Here is an 18898-nt window from a genome sequence, read left to right on the forward strand (position 1 = left end):
GAAAAGGACTGACACAATGCCAAAGGCAAAAATCACCAAGGACCACCGCCCCGTATCCACCCCAACCGGTGTCTCCCGCACCCCGGTCAAAATCAACACCGGCGGCACCCCGATCTGGTACAAGACCATCATGTTCGGCCTGATGCTGCTCGGCCTCGGCTGGATCATCTTCTACTACATCGCCGGCGACCAGCTGACGTTCCTGGCGGAGCTCGGCCCGTGGAACTACGGCATCGGCTTCGCAGGCATGATCCTCGGCCTGCTCATGACCATGGGGTGGCGCTAGCCGCATTCCGGCGGATTTTTGTAGATGGTAGTAACAGGATGGTGGCTCCTAACCATCCCGTTACTACCTTTTGGGTTTCGGCGGTGCTGTGGCGGTGCCTGCAGCCTCGTTTCCCCAGCTCAGATCGTACGCTCGTTGAAATAGTTCCCGCGTCCGGGAACTATTTGGCGTGAAGGGCCTGCTCCGGTCGACCGGCTGCTGCGTTCCCCCAGATGGCGACGTTTGTCCACGAAGAAAGGTCCCGGGATCGCCGTGAGCCGGGGAACTTTTTCGGGGCGGGAGGGGGCGATCAGCCAGAACCGAACTCACGCCTTGCCCAGCGCGTATCCGCGCCCGGCGTACATGGCCGTGCGGATGACCCAGCCGTTGCCAGGCGCTGAACGCCGTGCAGGTTCCCCACAGGTGTTCGGTAGCGGGGTGGCACGGGGGTGGATTGTTGAACAATCCGTGGGGTGAAGGTGTACATATGAAATAGGGCCAGAAAGCCTCTGACCTGCTATTTTACTATTGTCACCTTATGAAAGGTATAGTCATGCGGTTTATTCGTTCCATGACGGGCGTTGTAGCGACCTTGGCATTAGCTGCCGGCACGCTGACCCCAGCCACGGCTCAGACGCTTGAGGAGTCGTACCCCGAAACCCCAGCGACCAATGATGCGCTGCCGATCATCCACACCTACAGGGGATCGGACCACTTGAAGGCGAACATCCTCAACCCGCGCCCGGTGTGCAACTCCACTGAGGACTACCGGACCATCGTGTACAAGGTGAAGGACAACTTCCTGCCGGTCGGCACGATTTCGACGACGAACCTGACCAAGAACACCATCCCGCTGACGCAGGACCTGGCGCGCACGCAGACGATTTCGGCGTCGGTAAATGGGTCGAAGACTGAGACGATCAACATTGGTGGGTCGGGCTCGAAGGATGGGCTGCAGGGCAACATCGGCTACTCGCTGGCAAAGATGCTGGGCTGGTCGGTGTCGGGAAGCTTGAGCTGGAACGTGGGCCAGAAGATCGGGCCGTACGAGGTTCCGGCGGGCAACACGGGCGAAGCGACGTACGGCTTCCGCACCGTCACCATGACGGGCACGCAGCAGCGCTGCCGCCCGAACGGCACGTGGGCGACGCCGACCGCGTGGGTGGCCAACATGCCGATCAAGAACGAGGTTCGTGTGAAGAACTACTCCACACCTGCAGGTTCGTGGGCACCGAACCGCGGCGCGCAGGTCACCGATACGGTGGAGAACCCGAACCCGGCGTACAACGAGGATGTTCAGAAGATCACCGAGGGTGAGAATCTTGACGACGTCACCACCATCGACGACAACGATGAAGCCAATGTGACCAACGTGGAAATCGACGGCGAGACCGCCGCGGTGATCACCGATGAGGAGTCGGATGAGGCGACGTCGGAGGAGAACACTGAGATCGAAGAGGTCGTCGATAATGCGGAGGCACCTGCGCTCGACCTGGTGCCATACTTCACGACGAGCTCCTGGAAAGCTTCCGGCTTTGCTGGGTCCGTGGCGCTGCGCGTGAAGAACGTGGGCACCGAGCGCTACTGGGCGGAGTTCCCGGCGCTGACGTTCCGCGTTGAGGTGCGTACCGAGTCCGGCCCGAAGGGTGTGGACCGCCTGATCACCACGACTAGCGCGAACGGCTCGCACATCCGTGACCTCGGCTACAACGCCAAGAAGGGCGCGCGCATCTTCGAGGTGACGCTGTCCAACCCGGTCAACGCTGGCGATGACATGCTGCTCGGCGCGTTCAGCTTCGGCGACGGCAAGACCAAGGAAGGCCGCCTGCACAACTACATGACAGTCACCCAGACCAGCCGCCTGGCCGGTGACGTGTCCCAGTGGAACGACCAGAACGTCGACTCCCGGGACGTGACCGTGTCCGACTTCGGCCGCTGGCTGAAGGGCACCTTCTAGGGAGCATTGTGTGTAATTCGTAGTGCCAAGTTATCCACAGGTTGTGGATGGTTCTGTGGAGAGGACCGTTATCCACACCTGTGGATAACTCTGTGCACAACCTATTCGCACATCGAGCGCCTGGCGTAATGAGCTGCAATGATGCCCATTCGCCAGGCGTTTTTTGTTGTGAATCGCTGACATGTTCTAGCGATATTCTAGGAATTACACGGTTGTGTTTATCCACAATGTGGACAACTCTGTGGAGTTCTCCACCGGTGTACAAACTTGGGGATAACGTGTGAAAAACTAGGCAACACCAATCACAAACGCCACAGCAGCCACAGCCGCTACGGCCGCAAGAGCGGACGCGAGCCACCTGACGCGCTTCTTCACCGACGTCACAGGCCAGCCCGCCAACAGGCCCACCACCAAACCGCCAAGGTGCCCCCACAGACTGATACCCGGGGACAGCACCGAGAAAGCAAGATTCGCGCCGACCAGCGCCAACGGCGCCCGGACGTTGACCTTCTGGCGCATCGACAACGCGAGCAACACGCCCATCAGCATGTAGAGGGCGCCGGACGCGCCGGCCGTGGGCACGTCGTAGTTCCACTCCAACACCGACGCCGACGACCCCAACACGCCCGCCGCATACAGCAGCGAATACGGCCCAGTACCCAGGCGTCGCTCCAACTGCGGGCCCAACAACGCCAACGTGATCATGTTCACGGCGACGTGGGAGATATCCACATGCAAAAAGCCTGCAAGGAGGGTGCGGAGGGTGGCGGAAGGGGCGTCGATAAATGGGCCGAAGAGCACCATGTTCTCGGCGAGGCTGGAGCCCCACACCACGTTGCTGATCGAATGCGACTGGAGCGCCGTAATCACGAACACGCCCAGGCAGACGACGGTGATCAGCGCGGTTGCCGGCGCGCCGCGGAAGAGTGAGCGAACGAATTGCATACGGCTACGGTACGGGGCGGCCTGGGGGTATCGCGAAATTGTGTGAAAGACGTGCCCGTATCTGATTTTTCACATCTGGGCACATATTTGTAGATATTTCAGGATAAGCGTCAAACTGAGCGGCCCGAGAATAGTTCCCCGCATCACGCCGGGATTGGGAACAATCTTTGTGGACATGCGTCACGACCTGGTGAAACGTCAGCGTTGGTCGACGGGAACGGGCCTGAAACGCAAAATAGTTCCCGGGTCGCGGGAACTATTTCGGAGGTGAGCCTGGCAGGCACCAAAAGCGCCAGCGCCGCTTACCAGGTCGGGCCGGGCAGGTGGGCTCGCCAGCCGAGGACCACGTTGATCAGGCAGCACATGGCAAGTATGGTGCCGATGACGAACAGAGTGGTGAAACCCACGACGGGAGCGGCGGCACTGAAGACCATCGGGATGAAGAATCCGGTGTAGGACACCGAGTAGTAGACGGCGGTCAGGCCGGCGAGCTCGTCGGCGTTGGCGATGCGTTGGACCTCGGAAAGTCCGGCGACCAGGGCCAGGCCGTAACCGGCGCCCATCGTGGCGGCGGCCGCAACGCCGATTGGCAGCGACAGCGACCGGGACGCTTCGGCGGCGAGGGCGCAACCAACGGTGATTACGCCCATCGCGACGGCGGACGCGCGGGCTGACCTGCTCGTGTCGATGACACGACCGAGCATCTGGATGCCGACGCCGCACCCGAGGGTCACGACCGTCATGAAGCCGGAGAACGCAATCGGCATGTCGTGTGCCGAGCTGGACAGCAGCTGCGGCAGCAGGGCGTACGCGGCGCCGGCACAGCCGAACACCCACGGGGCGACCGGCACGACGATGCGCACGAAGCGGCGGTGCGCGGCGGATGGGATGTGCAGCATCTCGAGCATGTCGCGAACGCGCAGTTCAAGGAAGGTTTCCTTCACGGTGCCCAGTCGTGGTGGGCGGGTTTCCGGAGTGTTGAGCAGCCAGTAGGCGGTGCCGAGGGTGAGCAGGATGTGCAGCACGTACGCGGTGTGCGTGGGCCACGGGCCCCACTGCGCCAGCACCGAGGCGAGCGCCGCGCCGATCAGAAAGCCAACGGTCAGGCACATCGACGCCTTCCGCGGCCCCGACGCCGGGTCCCCACCCGACTTCACAATCAACTCCGAGACCCACGTGGAGCCCACCGCCATCACGATGCCAAGCGCGAGCCCGCAGAGGACTCGGCCGGCGGCGATCACCAGCGGTTCGTTCGGGGCAATGGACAGCAGGAAGGACCCCGCGAGCGACAGCGGCGCGGCTGGGAGCATGGTGGGGCGTCGTCCAATGTGGTCGGACAGCGGGCCGCTGATCAGCAGCGCAGGGATGATGCCCAGCACGTAGGCGGCGAGCAGCCCATTGACGGTGACCTGCGAAAAGTGGGAGGTTTCGCGGTACATCACGAGCAGCGGGGTGAACTCGTTGCCGCCCCACGCGACAGCAACCATGCTGCCTGCGACGGGGAACCATGCGCGCGGATGAAATTGTTGAGTCATAATTAGTTCTTCACGTTGTCCGATTAGTAGCACGAATATATTGCTCCTCGGATCAGGTATGACCAAATCGCGCCTTACCAGGGGTCCAACTTTTCGACGATGGCTCCGCTACCGGCGACTATGAATCCAGCCCGAGCAGCCTCTGTCCCGCCTCGGCAAGCCCGACTACTAGCGGCTTCGCACTGAGCCGTTCGATGAGTCCCCGCCCTTCGAGGGAGTCCAACGCTGGGCGCACGGTCTGCTTCGATCGCTTCTGGTAGTTCGCAATTTCGTCCCAACTTGCACCACTTCTTGGGCCGAGCAGGTGCACTTGCCCGAGCAGAAACAGCGTCTGCCGCTCGTAGTATGTCAGCTTTTCCGGGTTGTCGTTCTTCCATGCTTTGTAGACCTCGGCGAGTCGGCGAAGCTCGTCGGATTTTTGAGTAAGGAAGACCAGACGTTCTTCCTGAGCATGCAACAGCGTTTGCACCATTGATTCAACAAAGAAGGTCCCCTCTCCTCTATTCATCGGGTGCTCAGCGTTGATAAACGCAGCGTAATATGCGCTCTTCTCCTTCATAATTCCGCTTGAGAGCGACAGTGCGGTTGGCGTCGAAAGCAGGTTACCTAAGCGCAGTGCCAGCAAGAATCTGCCGAAGCGTCCATTACCGTCGTAGAAAGGGTGCGTGTGTTCGAGCATGAAATGCTCAATAAACGCTAAGACAAGCTCGGGGCCGTCGTATAGGTCGTGAATCAGCAGCATGGTCCCTACGCGCTGGTTGATCTCGGCCTCGTCAGTGGCGCCGCGGTGGACGGGTTCTGCACTGCCATAGTCATAAATGCTGACGGGCGACTTTCTGAAGAGTTCACCGTCCAGCGTGTCGTCTTCGCCGATCTCGTCGCCTAGCAACGAGTCATACAGCTCGCGCACACTACGCAATGTGTTAGGAAGCTTCACAGGTTCGTCCGATTGGAAGAGCGCCATGTACGCGCTCGCCATCTCCTGAAACCGCTTCCTCGCTATCCCCGACCCGTTGTTTCGACGAGCCGCTTCGAGTGCTTCGCCGATCTCATGCCTGGTTGAGTGAATGTTTTCAATTTGGTTGGATGCTTGGATCTCATCAATCAACAGCGAATAGACGTAGTGGTGGCGCGCTGCTCCTGGCAGATTAATCCACAATTCTGCGAGGACAAGTTCATTACGCCACACTTGCTCCATCTTCGTCGCGAGCTCCCTGGTGACTACGACAAACAAGTCGTGCTCCCCTACCGGGTAGGAGAAACGAAGCGTTGAAGGTAGCTGCAGGCGAGACCGGTGTTCATGGTCGACGGTTTTCGCGTCGTGCTGGTGAAACACGGTTTTCAATGGTCGGTATGCCATGTTGCCCCTCAATCTTCTGAAAGTCTGGAAAAGCAGAACTTAGGTGTTGCTCGATACGCACCTATCTTATAGAAATCGCGGTTTTTAAAAGATAGCCCCGCCCCGGGAGGCTACTATCTTCTGTTCCGCGCGGCTATTCAACTACAGGCGTGATGAAATCCCAGGTAGACGGAATTTGGGACGCTTTTGATCCAGCGTCATTTCAAACCCGGTCACGATGATCAGGCAGCTTGGGAACTATTTCAAGCCGACGGACGTGCGACCTGGCGAAATGCGTTTGGCGGATGGTGGTTTCGGGGCTCAGCCGTGAAAAAGTTCCCCGTTTCAAACGTGAGCTGCACCAAATTCCCTCACGCGCGCTCGCCGACCTGGTCTTTTACAAATCGGGCTGCTCAGAAACGGGAATTTGGTGCAACCCACAAAGGCGCCCTCTACCAAAAACCCTGGTCAGAGGTTAGCTATATGTTTCGTGATCCGGTCCTGGGCTTCAGAACCGCGTGAGGACTTCCTCGACCGCCGACGAGAGGTGCCACATGAACCGCAGGCGCTATCTACCGCTACTTTGGGGGCATGATTGAGAAGAAGTTGACCATGCTGATTTTCGGAAACGTCGTGTTGGAATCAACCCTCACAGCATGTTACGTGCGCGTGTATTCAGATGATAAGCGCTCTTTTTCTATGAGCACGAACCCTCCAGTCGAGTTGAAAGTACCTCTTGATGAGCTGAAAAAGAACGCCTCAAGGGAACAAAAGGAAGCAATCGCTACCCACATTTTCGACGAGACCAGACACTTGCTGGACGCAGACTATCCAGGAGGCGCTGATGCTGCGACTCAGGAATTATTTGAATGGCTATGTGAGATTTAGAAGCTGAGTCTCATTGGATAGTCCGTGATGGCATCTCGCTACCTATCCCGGGTGGTTGTTAAAATGACGCCATGATTACAGGCGCACTAAAGTCCCAGGTAGACCGCATTTGGGACGCTTTTTGGTCCGGCGGCATCTCCAACCCCATCACCGTCATTGAACAATTCACCTACCTGCTGTTCATGCGCCAACTCGACGAACGCCAAGCACAAGCCGAGTTCCTCGCCAACACACTGGGTGGAAAGCCGGATGACACCCAAATATTTTACGACGCCACCCACAACCACCTACGCTTCTCCAAATTGTTGGCCGTCGACTCCCCCGAGGCACGCTTCACCGCGTTCCGTGAGGGGTTCGACTACATCAAACAGCTCGGCGCCGCGCGCGACAGCGGGTTTGTCACGCACATGAAAGACGCGGCATTCCTGATCCCGAACCCGGCAACACTAACAACGGTGGCGACAATGATCGCGAAGCTGGAGTTCTCGAATAAGGACATCACCGGCGACTTGTACGAATACATGTTGTCCAAACTGGCCACCGCCGGCACGAACGGACAGTTCAGGACACCAAGCCACATCATCGAACTGATCGTGGCGCTGACCGAACCAACAATCACCGACCGGCTCATCGACCCAGCCTGCGGCACCGCAGGTTTCCTCGCCGCCACCAGCGAATACCTGCGCGACGACTTCAAGGACGCCACCAAACTGCAGCGCGAGCAGTACCTCGCCTGCGGCCTGACCGGATTCGATTTCGATTCCACGATGGTGCGCATCGCCGCGATGAACATGGTCATGCACGGCTTTAGCGACCCGAACATTTCCTACCTCGACTCCCTGCAGGAACTGGCGCCAGAGCGGCTTGAGGCGTTCGATGTGCTGCTGGCGAACCCGCCGTTTGCGGGCTCGATTAATCAGGACATTTTGGATCCAAAGTTGGCGTCGATAAAGACGAAGAAGACCGAGCTGCTGTTCATCGCGAGGTTTTTGACCTTGCTGAAGCTGGGCGGCAGGGCGGCTGTCGTTGTGCCGGAGGGTGTGCTGTTCGGCTCGACGCGCGCGCACAAGACGCTGCGCAAAGAGCTTGTGGACAACCAGAAAATCGACGGCATCATCAAACTGCCGTCCGGCGCGTTTAAGCCGTACACCGGCGTGTCCACCGCCATCGTGTGCTTCACCCGCACCGACTCACCGGGCCAAAATGAGCACATCTGGTTCTACGACATCACCGCCGACGGGCGCTCCCTCGACGACAAGCGCAGCCCACTGCTCGCCGAGGAACTACTCGGCCCCTGGCCCGCTACTCCACTTGACGACGACCAGCTGCGCCTGAATAACCTCCCCGACGTTGTGGTCCGCTTCCACAACCAGGCCGCCGAACGCGACCGCGCCCGCACCGAAGCGTCCTTCACCGTGCCCGTCGGCGAGATCCGCGAGGCGGACTACGACCTGTCGATGAACCGGTACAAAGAAATCGTCTTCGAAACCGAAGAAACCCGCGACCCGCAGGACATCCTCGCCGACATCGACGCCCTCGACGCCCAAATCGCCACCGCCATGAGCACGCTCAAGGGGCTGATCTAGATGGGGTGGGAGATGGTGAAGTTGGGGGATGTTGCCGAGATTGTAATGGGGCAAGCGCCGAAGGGAGCAGACACTTCTGAAGAACCAGTTGGGATTCCACTGATTGCTGGCGCCGGAGACTTCACTGCCACCGGAATCAAATGCACCAAGTATGCATCAAAAACGCCACGCCTCTGCAAACCTGGTGACGTCATTCTTTCGATTCGGGCAACAATCGGAACTTACCGAATTGCAGATGACAAATACTGCATTGGCCGAGGCGTTGCAGCGATTCGCCCAAAATCTGAGTCCATTACGCACGAATTCCTACCATTCCTTCTCAGACACATGAAGCCGCAATTGATGCGGCAGGCACGCGGTGCAACGTTTCTCCAGGTGTCTAAGGCAGATATCGCTGACTCCCCAGCCCCTCTCCCTCCCCTGGAGGAGCAGCAGCGCATCGCGAAGATTCTGAACGCAGCATTATCGATGACGGAATTGTTCCAAAAGCAGCTTGGTGAGGTTTTGGACCTGAAGCATAACCTCGTTCATGCAGCGCTGGTCTCGTCGACAATTGAGAGAGTGCCACTACAGGAATTGGTTACTGTCAATCCGAAACAACGCCGCGGCATTCCCGATGAGACGCCAACCACCTTCGTCGCAATGTCAGACGTCGACGAGCGCCTTGGCCTTTGCTCGCACACTTCTGGCACGGTTGGAGAATACAAGAAAGGATACACGGCCTTCGCCCAGGACGATGTGCTTGTGGCAAAAATTACGCCATGCTTCGAAAACGGGAAGTCCGCAATTGCGTCGATTCCGACCGAGCTCGGCCATGGATCAACTGAGTTTCACGTGCTGAGAGTGAAAGACACTTCACGAACTTCGCCAGAAATTATTTGGTCGCTTATGAAGTCAAAAGCATTCCTCGCTGAGGGCGAAAACTCAATGCGTGGCAGCTCAGGACACCGCCGCGTACCTGACTGGTTTATCAAGAAGTATCCTGTCCCAGTTTTCGACAAAGAAAAAACGATGTCACTTACTAAACAGTTGACCTCACTAGACCAGGTCGCGGACCACATCAATCAGAAAATCGGTCTTTCCAAAGAGCTCTACGCCTCCCTCTCCTCTCGGGCTTTCTCGAGAGAGCTTTAGAGCTGACAGATAAAAGGACTCGTTAAAGACCACTTGGCAATCTACTCGAAACGGTTTCGAGTAGATTGTTTTGCGCTTTTCACGACTTGAAAGTTCGTTTCGAGTACGTTTCGAGCCATACGCAGAATTACATTTGGACTATCTTCCACCCGGTCGCATCTCGGACAATGTTGTAGGTCTCTTTTACAAACGCCTCGGGTCTATTCCGCGGGCGGACAATCCTCAAGGTTCCACTGTCCGCGGCACAGCCACTACCTGCGACTTTCCTGGCGTAAACCCGTCGAGGTGTCCGCCGCGCGGACAGGCAACCACACCGGCTTTCCGCGGGGCGGACAAGTTGTCACTGGATTCCGCCGCGCGGACAGATCTTCATCGCTCACCCGGAAGCCGGGTCATGTTGTTGGTGGTTAGCGTGGTGGGACGGAGAGGGCGTCAATAAGAAAGTATTCGCTGCTTCCACTGTCCGCGGCACCATCGTGACCAGCGAGCTTCTTGACGGCAACCAGTTGAGGTGTCCGCCGCGCGGACAGTCGGCAGCAGTGAACATGATGTGGATGACGGATGAAGGTATCCGTGGTGGGAGGGCCACCTATAAAAAGCTGCGACAGATTCCGCGGGGCGGACTGACATCCACCACTCACCCGGAAACCGAGGCGCGTTGTGAAAGGTAAACGTGATGGGACGGAGCCGGCGTTGATTAGAAAACCCGCCGCTGCTTCCACTGTCCGCGGCACCTCATCTACCAGCAACTTTCCCGGCGTGAAGCCGTCAAGGTGTCCGCCGCGCGGACAGGCAACCACACCGACTTTCCGCGGGGCGGACAGGTTGCCACCGGTGAATGTGGCTTCGGGGTTGCGGCAGAGTTCCGCGCCGCGGACACTCTGCAAAACCTCGGCTTCCAAGTCGAACTGTCCGCGGGGCGGACAGTGGGATCGTATTCGGGTGTCCGCGGGGCGGACAGTTGGCAGCAGTGAACATGATGTGGATGACGGAAAGGTACCCGTGGTGGAAGGGGCGTCGATAAGAAATTAACCGCTGATTCTGCTGTCCGCTGCGCAACCACTACCTGCGGCTTTCTTGAAGTAAACCTATCGGGGTGTCCGCGGGGCGGACAGGTTGCCACCGGTGAATGTGGCTTCGGGGCTGTGGCAAAGTTCCGCGGGGCTGATAACGGAGTCGGTGTTCAAGTGTCTGTCGCGTGGATGATCAGCAGCGGTCTTTGTCGCACACCCATCACTCACGAAAAGAGCAAACTCACATTGCCAAAGTGCAAAACCAAAGTGTGAAAGTGTAAAACTTTTTGCAATGAGGAGGGCTTCCCACGGTTCAAACTGTTAAACATGCAGATCATGAAAGTGTGAAACTTCAAAAACCATACTTTCAAAGTGCAAAAACTGTTGCTCTCAGACCGGTTACGTTTCACACGAAACGGAGGAGACGGTGATGGTCAAGCGAGTAAGTTTGTTCAGCTGAGCACCCGTGACACTCGTCCGTACGCTACGTGTGGCCGCAGCATTCCACAAAGTTAGGGTACTAAGTTTGGCCATCTGGCTGGATACGCAAACTTGTGGTTAGAAATTGTGAGTTCTCCTGCGATGCATGTAACCGTTCGGTGAAACTACAAAATGTAACCGTTCGGTGATATGATAAATAATCACCGAACGGTTACATGGAGGTATCATGGAACAGCGTACTTCTTACCAGCCTGAATCAGTATCCGAGTTGACCGCGGCAGTTCGAGATCGTCGTCTACAGCTTGGATGGACTCAACTTGAACTCGCGGAAAAGATTGGAATGAGCCGAAAATGGGTCAGCGACATGGAGCGCGGCAAACCCACCATCGAAATATATCCCCTGCTCAGGGCAATCGGAACAGTCGGGCTAGGAATAGAACTTCAACTCAAGGAAAGCAAAAATGTCCAAAATCCTACACGCATACGTAGACGGAAAGCTGGCGGGCTCGTTCGCGGAAAGCCGCGGCCAAATAACGTTTGAGTATGCCCTTGGAGCCACACAACCTATTTCACTTTCGATGCCAATAAGTTCCTCTCGTCACAAGAATAAGGCTGCAAGCGCCTGGCTATGGGGTCTCCTGCCTGACAACCAGGAGGCGCTCAGATCAATGGCCGTGGAAGCTGGCACATCTGCCACATCTGTATTCGGGTTACTTCAACACCATGGCAGAGACGTCGCTGGTGCGATACAGCTTCTTCCACCTGGTGAAGTACCCAGTGATGCCCGAAAAAAGAGCGTGACAACCGTGCAAGAACGTCTTTCAGACACAGAGCTCGAGCAGCTATTGCGGGAAACAACCGACAGGTACAGCGGTAAACCCGTCACCACTTTCGTTACAGATGCCTTTAAATTCTCCGTCGCCGGTGCGCAACCAAAAATTGCCCTTACCGCCGACGAGAACGAAGATTTTCTCCCCCCGAGCAAGGAATTCCCAACTACGCACATCATCAAACCAAACGATCCACAGAGCTCCAGCTATATCAAAGAGATGGACATACTTGAAGTTATGTGTCTTGCCGCAGCCCGTCGCGTTGGGCTCGACGCTGCGAATGCATACTTGTGGTACGCACCATCCGGGACAATGAGCGCCGTAGTAACAGAACGTTATGACCGCGCAATCAACGAAGACGGAACGATAGACCGGTTGCATCAGGAGGACTTCTGTCAAGCCATGAGCGTTTTGCCGGAAAAGAAATATCAGCATCAACACGGCGGACCCGGACTGAATGCGATTAGTAAATTTCTAGAAAGTACACTACCTGCTGTAGACGCTCCCCGTGTCATTCTTGATCTTTTTAGAGCTGCAGTTTTTAACGTGGGAATTGTAGGGACCGATGCGCACGCTAAGAACTACTCACTCATGATCGAGGGCTCTACAGTGTCACTAGCCCCGCTCTACGATACGATCTCTGCTGCTTCACACGTTCAGATTTATGACAAAGTCTTCTTCCCAATGAAAATAAATGACTCCTACAACATGATGTCGATTACCCCGGACGGCTTAGTGAAAGCTGGTACAAAGATGGGGATCCCGGAACAGCAAGCACACGATTCTGTCTATAGCATTCTTTGCAAACTCCCTGGTGCTATTGAAGATGTTGCTGCTGAGATGGGTGAGGTCGATCTAGGGCAATCAGTTCTTGATGGTTTAGCTCAGTTTTCTCCTGTGCGATACATTTAGTCGCTTTTCAACTTTCATTCACCACGCACAACAGACAAGGGCTGGCGCTGAAATTTGGTGCAGAGCAACCCCCAGCCAGCCACAACCCAACGGTATAGAATAGCGCGCAGGCGAACGCGCGCACCGGGAAGAAAGGCGATCAGGTGAGCATCACTCCACGTCCGTCCAACTTTGGCTTCGTTGGGCAGGTATGGCCCCAGCTCATCATTGAGTGTCGCAATGCGGAGGATGCCGCGCTGACGAACCCGCGCGCGTCGATGTTCCAGTCTCGGTTCGTGTTGGAGCAGGTCATTGGGCATATCGCGGCGTTGAATGGGCTGGAGAAGCAGTCCAACATCTTCGATACGCTGACCAACCCGGACTTCTCACGCCTGCTGCCGGAGACGGTGCGTTCCAAGATGCACATTCTGCGCAAGGCCGGCAACACCGCGGTGCATAGCGAAGCGCACATCACGAGTGATGAAGCGCTGCAGGCGTTGAAGCATCTGTATGACGTGATGGTGTTCGCAACTACGCACTTCTCGGGGAAGGCGATTCGGGGGATTGCGCCGTTTGACGTCGAGATCTTGAAGCAGGCACCGCGGCAGGCGGCGTTGAACCAGCGGCAGATGATGGCGCTGGCGGCGAAGGAGAAATCCGCACGGGAGCAGGCTGACCTGTACAAACTGCAGCTGGATGAGGCGCAACAGCGGGAGTTGGAGCAGGCTGCGGGGTATGAGGAGGAGATCGCGAAGCTGCGGGAGCAGATTCGCAAGCAGCAGGAGAAGTTGACGCCGCCGGCGCCGCAGTTGGCGGTGGACGAGGCGCAGACGCGCCGCGACATCATCACGCCGATGCTGGAGGAGGCCGGGTTTGTGCGCGGCCGCACGCTCATCGAGGAGTACCCGGTGGCGGGCATGAAGGTGGACTATGTGTTGCTGGATGCACAGGGTGTGCCCATCGCCGTTGTGGAGGCGAAGAAGGCCAGCCGCAGTATCAACGACGGCCGCCAGCAGGCCGCGATCTACGCCGACGCCATCGGCAACGCGACGGGACGTGTGCCACTAATCTTCTACACCACCGGGTATGAGGTGCGCTTTTGGGACAGGGACGCCGACCTTCCGGGCGGTGTCGGCTACGAAACCCGCACTATTGAGTCTTACCCAACAGTGCGCGCGATGGAGGCGCTGATCGCCCGGCGCGACAAGCGCCAACCGCTCAGCGCGCACAGCGCCACCATCACCGAGATCGCCGGCAGGCCGTACCAGTTGGAGATGATCCAGTCGGTCGCGGAGGCGTTCGGGAAGGGTAAGCGCCGCGCGCTGTTGGTCATGGCGACGGGGACGGGCAAGACGCGCGTCTCCATCGCCACCGTGTCCATGCTGTTGGAGGCCGGCTGGATCCGCAACGTGCTCTTCCTCGCCGACCGCAAAGCGTTGGTCACGCAGGCGCACGCGGCGTTCAACGAGCACCTCGCGGAGGCCGTGCCCGTCAACCTGACCACCAACCCCGCCGGCGAGGGCCAGGTGTACGTGAACACGTACCAGACGATGATCGGCATGATCGGCGAGGGCCAGCGCTTCAACTCCTTCGACTTCGACCTCATCATCGTCGACGAGGCCCACCGATCCATCTACCAGCGGTATCGACGCATCTTCGACTACCTGGACGCCCTCGTCGTCGGGCTGACAGCCACCCCGCGCAGCAACCTCTCCCACGACACCTACACCTTCTTCGGCTGCGAGCCCGACACCCCGACCGGCTACTACAGCTTGAGTCGCGCCATCGAGGAGGGCAACCTGGTGCCCTACGAGGTATTCTCCGGCAGCACCGCCTTCATGCGCCGCGGCATCTCCTACGGAGAGCTCACCCCCGAGGAGCAGCTGGAGTGGGAGAACGCCGAATGGGGTGTCGACGAGCACGGCGACCCACTCGCCGCACCCCAGGAGGTCAACGCCGCCGAAATCAACGCGAAGCTGCTCAACCGAGACACGATCCGGAAGGTGTTGCGGCAGGTCATCGGCAAGGGGTTGAAGGTCGACGGCGCGGACCGGCTGGGCAAGACCATCATCTTCGCCCGCAATCAGGCCCACGCCGACCTCATTGCCGACGAATACCGCACCATCTTCCCCACCACCGCCACCCGCGCCGAAGTGATCACCCACGGCGTGTACAACGCAGAAGCACTCATCGCCGAGTTCAAACAGCCCGACTCCGGCCTGGACATCGCCATCAGCGTGGACATGCTCGACACAGGTATCGACGTCCCCGAAGTGGTCAACCTGGTGTTCTTCAAGCCCGTCTACTCCCCCACCAAGTTCTGGCAGATGGTCGGCCGCGGCACCCGCCTGCGCCCCAACCTGTTCGGCCCCGGCGTCGACAAAACGTGCTTCTACATCTTCGACTACTGCGACAACGTGCGCCAATTCAGCGGCACCACCAATACCACGGAAGGCTCGCACCAGATCTCGCTGTCGCAGCGCAGCTTCACCACCCGCGCCCGCCTGCTACTGACGGCCACGGATGAGGTACGGAGGGACGTCGCAAAGCATCTTTCGGACGCCGTGCGCAGCGTGCCCCACCGCAGCATCCTCGTGCCCACCGAAGCGCGCGCCTACCTAGACATATTTAGCGACGCCACCCCCTGGCTCACCGCCGACGCCGACACCCACCAACAAGCCGTGAGCGCCCTCGCGCCACTACCCTTCGCCGCGACCGGCGACAAAGAACAAGCCCGGCGCTTCGACTACCTCATCTACCAGCTCGAACTCGGACTGTTCGAAGAGCGCGGCGACTGGGACGTGCTCGCAGAGAAAGTCGCGACCATCGCCGCGGCGCTACTGCAGAAAACCAACATCCCCACCGTGGCCAACAACGCAGCACTACTCGAGGCGATCGCCAGCCCGCAGTGGTGGGACGGCGTGACCTACAAGGACCTCGAACTCGCCCGCAAAACAGTCCGCGGACTCACCGTCTTCCTCGACAAAGCGCAACGCGCCGTAGTGATCACCGACATCGAAGACGAACTCGGCGAACTCGAACACAGCACCCTCCAAGCCACCGGCGGCACCCAGCGCGAAAGCTCCGTCGTCGAAGAAGAACTCCGCCGCGCACTCGAAGGCAACACCACCAGCCTGGCGCTGCGCAAACTCCGCAACGCGCAACAACTCAGCACGCACGACCTCGACGAGCTACGCGAGCTGCTCCTCAACGCCCACGTCGACGGCGCCGCCGAACTCGCCGAGACCCACCAAGCCAAACTCGGCCTCTTCCTGCGCGAAGTCGTCGGGATGGACGCCGACGCCGTCGAAGCGCACTTCAAGGAACTGTTGCACTCCACCGACCTCAACTCCGTGCAACGCACATTCCTCAACACCGTCGTCAGCGAGGTGATCCGCAACGGCGTCGTCGAAGCCCACGAGCTCACCCAACCGCCTTTCGACGAAAACGGCTCCATCATGGACATCTTCCATGAAAACGTCGGCGTGGTCCTGCAACTTCGCGACAGCCTCGAGCAGCTCAACAACACCGCCATGCCGAGCGCGGGGTAGCTTCCGCCGGGTTCATCCCTTTGTTCCCTCTTGATCAACATACTTTTTCCCCATACACGCAGCCACCAGAATCAGTGACTAAACACACATTCAGACGTATCTATGATCGATACGGGATTATATACAATATATATTGTAAAAAGATTATGCTTCTCATGGAAGGAGAAAGGCATGGCCACGTTAGCTCAACTACTGATGGCAGCAACCCTGATATTAATGCTGTTAGGCAGGACACCCCTATATACGACAGCCGTCATTGGCTCAACCCTTGCAGCACTCGTATTCGGTATCCCAGTTCTGGCTGAAGATGGTGCCACATCGCTCAAAGAACTCGTACTCGGCGGGTTAAACCCCGTGATCGCCGACATGGCTGGCGTCCTTTTGTTCATTGGCGTCATGGAATATGCCGGATATCTGAACGTCCTCGTAAATGCGATTATTCGTGTTGGCAACCGGCTCGGAGGCGGCCCAGGTGTAGCTGTAGCCGGCGGTTTCGGAGCCGGTGTAATCGGCGGATTCACTGGATTCACTCAGCCAGCCATTACCGCTGTTGTCACCGGTCCTGCCTCCGTTAAGTTGGGAGTGAACCCGAGCCAATCTGCTGGAACTCATGCTCACGCCGGTCACTTAGGAAACTTCGCTGGTTTCACACACCCGACACTCCTAGCAGTGATGGCACTCGTGGGTATCAAATTCGGTGCCATTAATCTCATCGGTCTTGTTACTGCCAGCACAATCTTTGCGGTCTCGTTCATCCGAATGAGGGCATCGCTCAAGGCTACGAAGAGCGATGCAAAATCAGCTGGGTTAAACGCACTCGAAGGCTTCGCACGAAAAGAAGGAGAACCTAGCGTTTGGTTCGTCCTCCTACCATTCGTTCTGCTCGTTATTGGTTTCTCACTTGGCTACCCGGTATTCCTCGTGGGTTTTGCAGTAAGCATTTTAGTTATGCTGCTTGCTCGCCTCAATCCCATGGAAGCCGAAGCCTCCATGTTAGAATCTGTGAAACGAGTCGCCGTCCCTCTTATTGCAACTGTCTCATTCCTATTCATGTCTGGAGTTATTAAGGCAGTTGGCATTACAGAACTTCTGGCGGACTGGTTTTCTCCTGCTTTAAACGCAGCGCCGATTCTCACCGTGGCTATCATCTCAGCAATTGCAGGTCTTCTCACTCAATCAAATAGCGCATCTGCAGCGATTATTCTTCCGTTCGTTAGCCTGGCCTTGGAAACTGGTGATGTCAATGCACTGGCGCTCGCCGCTGCTGCTTGCGGACCAACCGCTGTAATGCAGTACTTCCTCACAGGTGGTCCAGTTGCAGCTTTGGCCACGACAGTCCCCGTGGTTCCAGGATCAGATCTCAAAGAAGCCAACAAATTCCAACGCCCAAGCCAATTAGCTGGTCTAGCCGTAGTTATTCTGATCGCTGTGCTGATTGGAGGTTTTTAACATGTCGACCAAGGAAAACGCAACGTTACCCAGAATTGGAGTCGGCGCACTCGGTGGAACAATCGCCATGGCTGAAGTACATAGTGAAGTGAAAGGAGCTCAGCCGGCATTCGGAGCAGAGCAGCTCATTTCAGCAATTCCCGCGATCAAGAACCACGCGTTAATAGACGCTAAGACTATTGCAAATGTCGCCTCACCCTCCGTAACTATCGGGCACATCTTGGAGGCAAAACGCTTTGCGGAAGGATGTGTGCAGCAAGGCGCTGCAGGTGTCGTGCTCACACACGGTACAGACACACTCGAAGAGACAGCCTTTCTACTCGATCTTCTTTGGGCTCATAGTCAACCACTTATTGTCACCGGCGCAATGCGAACGGCTACGGCGGTAAGCGCAGATGGGCCTGCAAACTTATACAACTCAATCTTGGCCGCCGCTGACCCTACCTTGCGGGATTTTGGAGTCTGTGTATGTCTTGACGACGCAATCTTCCAAGCAAAATCTGTAACCAAGACAGACGCAAACACGACATGGACGTTTCAAAGCCCTAGTTGGGGACCAATTGCACGAATCCTCGAAGAAAACATTCGGACTGTCCATCAACCACGACCAAACAGGCAAACTATTGTTCTTCCAGAGCACCCAGAGCCAATCGACATCCCCATACTCGAAATTGGAATCGACACCAACCCAGAGCATCTCTCCCTACTGGCAGCCACCTCACCTCAGGGAATCGTACTATCATGTCCAGGGATGGGTCACATACCTGAGCGCATGATCCCCGCACTCGAGCAAGTACTTCAACAAGGTATTCCGGTCGTTGTCGCAACTAGAAGTCCCGGTGGCAGTACAGGAACGCACACCTACAGTTATCCTGGCGCTGAAGTAGATCTGATCAATAGAGGTGCAGTCTTAGCTGGTTTCATTTCTGCAAGGAAAGCTCGTTTACTCTTGTGGGCGGCACTTCAATCAGGAACAACCAATGCCAAACTAACGGAGCTGTTCAAAGCCATCGATGTTTAACTTCCCCGATATATATTTCAGATAGCATTCAAGTGGCTAAAATTTATTCTAGA

Annotated in this window: 13 protein-coding genes; 10 read left to right on the plus strand and 3 right to left on the minus strand. The window is 57.4% G+C overall.

Annotated features, from left to right (window positions below):
• Positions 1–16 precede the first annotated feature (16 nt).
• Positions 17–286, plus strand: coding sequence for a cell division protein CrgA (gene crgA / locus BJP08_RS02050; RefSeq protein ID WP_070363346.1), 270 nt, complete (start codon positions 17–19; stop codon positions 284–286).
• A 532-nt stretch (positions 287–818) separates the two neighbouring features.
• A complete protein-coding gene (locus tag BJP08_RS02055) occupies positions 819–2222 on the plus strand; it encodes a hypothetical protein (protein ID WP_071568022.1) in 1404 nt (467 codons plus the stop codon).
• Positions 2223–2510: 288 nt separating this feature from the next.
• On the opposite strand, the gene BJP08_RS02060 is transcribed toward BJP08_RS02055, so the two are convergent.
• The 3 genes from BJP08_RS02060 to BJP08_RS02070 all read right to left on the minus strand — a co-directional run bounded on the left by BJP08_RS02060 (position 2511) and on the right by BJP08_RS02070 (position 6062).
• The gene (locus BJP08_RS02060) at positions 2511–3167 is read right to left on the minus strand and encodes a rhomboid family intramembrane serine protease (RefSeq protein ID WP_071568023.1); all 657 of its coding nucleotides are present in this window, start codon (positions 3165–3167) and stop codon (positions 2511–2513) included.
• 302 nt (positions 3168–3469) lie between these two features.
• Positions 3470–4702 carry an MFS transporter gene (locus BJP08_RS02065; protein WP_071568024.1) on the minus strand — a complete coding sequence of 411 codons (1233 nt, stop codon included), beginning with the start codon at positions 4700–4702 and terminating at the stop codon, positions 3470–3472.
• Positions 4703–4820: 118 nt separating this feature from the next.
• Positions 4821–6062 carry a Fic family protein gene (locus BJP08_RS02070; protein ID WP_071568025.1) on the minus strand — a complete coding sequence of 414 codons (1242 nt, stop codon included), beginning with the start codon at positions 6060–6062 and terminating at the stop codon, positions 4821–4823.
• Positions 6063–6632: 570 nt separating this feature from the next.
• Between BJP08_RS02070 and BJP08_RS02075 the strand changes: the two genes are divergently transcribed.
• The 8 genes from BJP08_RS02075 to BJP08_RS02110 all read left to right on the plus strand — a co-directional run bounded on the left by BJP08_RS02075 (position 6633) and on the right by BJP08_RS02110 (position 18845).
• Complete coding sequence (locus tag BJP08_RS02075) at positions 6633–6929, plus strand: hypothetical protein (protein ID WP_071568026.1); 297 nt, start codon at positions 6633–6635, stop codon at positions 6927–6929.
• A gap of 71 nt (positions 6930–7000) precedes the next feature.
• Complete coding sequence (locus BJP08_RS02080) at positions 7001–8515, plus strand: class I SAM-dependent DNA methyltransferase (RefSeq protein WP_071568027.1); 1515 nt, start codon at positions 7001–7003, stop codon at positions 8513–8515.
• Complete coding sequence (locus tag BJP08_RS02085) at positions 8516–9649, plus strand: restriction endonuclease subunit S (RefSeq protein WP_071568028.1); 1134 nt, start codon at positions 8516–8518, stop codon at positions 9647–9649.
• Positions 9650–11329: 1680 nt separating this feature from the next.
• Positions 11330–11644, plus strand: a complete 315-nt coding sequence (locus BJP08_RS11180; RefSeq protein WP_083428364.1) for a helix-turn-helix domain-containing protein — start codon at positions 11330–11332, stop codon at positions 11642–11644.
• On the plus strand, positions 11565–12845 hold the full coding sequence (locus BJP08_RS02095) for a type II toxin-antitoxin system HipA family toxin (protein WP_071568029.1): 1281 nt from the start codon (positions 11565–11567) through the stop codon (positions 12843–12845). Before BJP08_RS11180 ends, BJP08_RS02095 begins: the two co-directional genes overlap by 80 nt.
• A gap of 143 nt (positions 12846–12988) precedes the next feature.
• A complete protein-coding gene (locus BJP08_RS02100; protein WP_083428354.1) occupies positions 12989–16375 on the plus strand; it encodes a DEAD/DEAH box helicase family protein in 3387 nt (1128 codons plus the stop codon).
• A gap of 102 nt (positions 16376–16477) precedes the next feature.
• Positions 16478–17824: a citrate transporter gene (locus tag BJP08_RS02105; protein ID WP_255364732.1), complete on the plus strand. Its 1347-nt coding sequence runs from the start codon at positions 16478–16480 to the stop codon at positions 17822–17824.
• 1 nt (position 17825) lies between these two features.
• Positions 17826–18845 carry an asparaginase gene (locus BJP08_RS02110; RefSeq protein ID WP_071568031.1) on the plus strand — a complete coding sequence of 340 codons (1020 nt, stop codon included), beginning with the start codon at positions 17826–17828 and terminating at the stop codon, positions 18843–18845.
• Positions 18846–18898 lie beyond the last annotated feature (53 nt).

Origin of the sequence: Corynebacterium sp. NML140438, assembly GCF_001875725.1 — a bacterium.
In the GTDB taxonomy this organism is placed as follows: domain Bacteria; phylum Actinomycetota; class Actinomycetes; order Mycobacteriales; family Mycobacteriaceae; genus Corynebacterium.

Excerpts from the sequence above, each read along its gene's own strand:
- crgA (WP_070363346.1), top strand. The coding sequence starts at position 17 with ATGCCAAAGGCAAAAATCACCAAGGACCACCGCCCCGTATCCACCCCA.
- BJP08_RS02055 (WP_071568022.1), top strand. The coding sequence starts at position 819 with ATGCGGTTTATTCGTTCCATGACGGGCGTTGTAGCGACCTTGGCATTA.
- BJP08_RS02060 (WP_071568023.1), bottom strand. The coding sequence starts at position 3,167 with ATGCAATTCGTTCGCTCACTCTTCCGCGGCGCGCCGGCAACCGCGCTG.
- BJP08_RS02065 (WP_071568024.1), bottom strand. The coding sequence starts at position 4,702 with ATGACTCAACAATTTCATCCGCGCGCATGGTTCCCCGTCGCAGGCAGC.
- BJP08_RS02070 (WP_071568025.1), bottom strand. The coding sequence starts at position 6,062 with ATGGCATACCGACCATTGAAAACCGTGTTTCACCAGCACGACGCGAAA.
- BJP08_RS02075 (WP_071568026.1), top strand. The coding sequence starts at position 6,633 with ATGATTGAGAAGAAGTTGACCATGCTGATTTTCGGAAACGTCGTGTTG.
- BJP08_RS02080 (WP_071568027.1), top strand. The coding sequence starts at position 7,001 with ATGATTACAGGCGCACTAAAGTCCCAGGTAGACCGCATTTGGGACGCT.
- BJP08_RS02085 (WP_071568028.1), top strand. The coding sequence starts at position 8,516 with ATGGGGTGGGAGATGGTGAAGTTGGGGGATGTTGCCGAGATTGTAATG.
- BJP08_RS11180 (WP_083428364.1), top strand. The coding sequence starts at position 11,330 with ATGGAACAGCGTACTTCTTACCAGCCTGAATCAGTATCCGAGTTGACC.
- BJP08_RS02095 (WP_071568029.1), top strand. The coding sequence starts at position 11,565 with ATGTCCAAAATCCTACACGCATACGTAGACGGAAAGCTGGCGGGCTCG.
- BJP08_RS02105 (WP_255364732.1), top strand. The coding sequence starts at position 16,478 with ATGATCGATACGGGATTATATACAATATATATTGTAAAAAGATTATGC.
- BJP08_RS02110 (WP_071568031.1), top strand. The coding sequence starts at position 17,826 with ATGTCGACCAAGGAAAACGCAACGTTACCCAGAATTGGAGTCGGCGCA.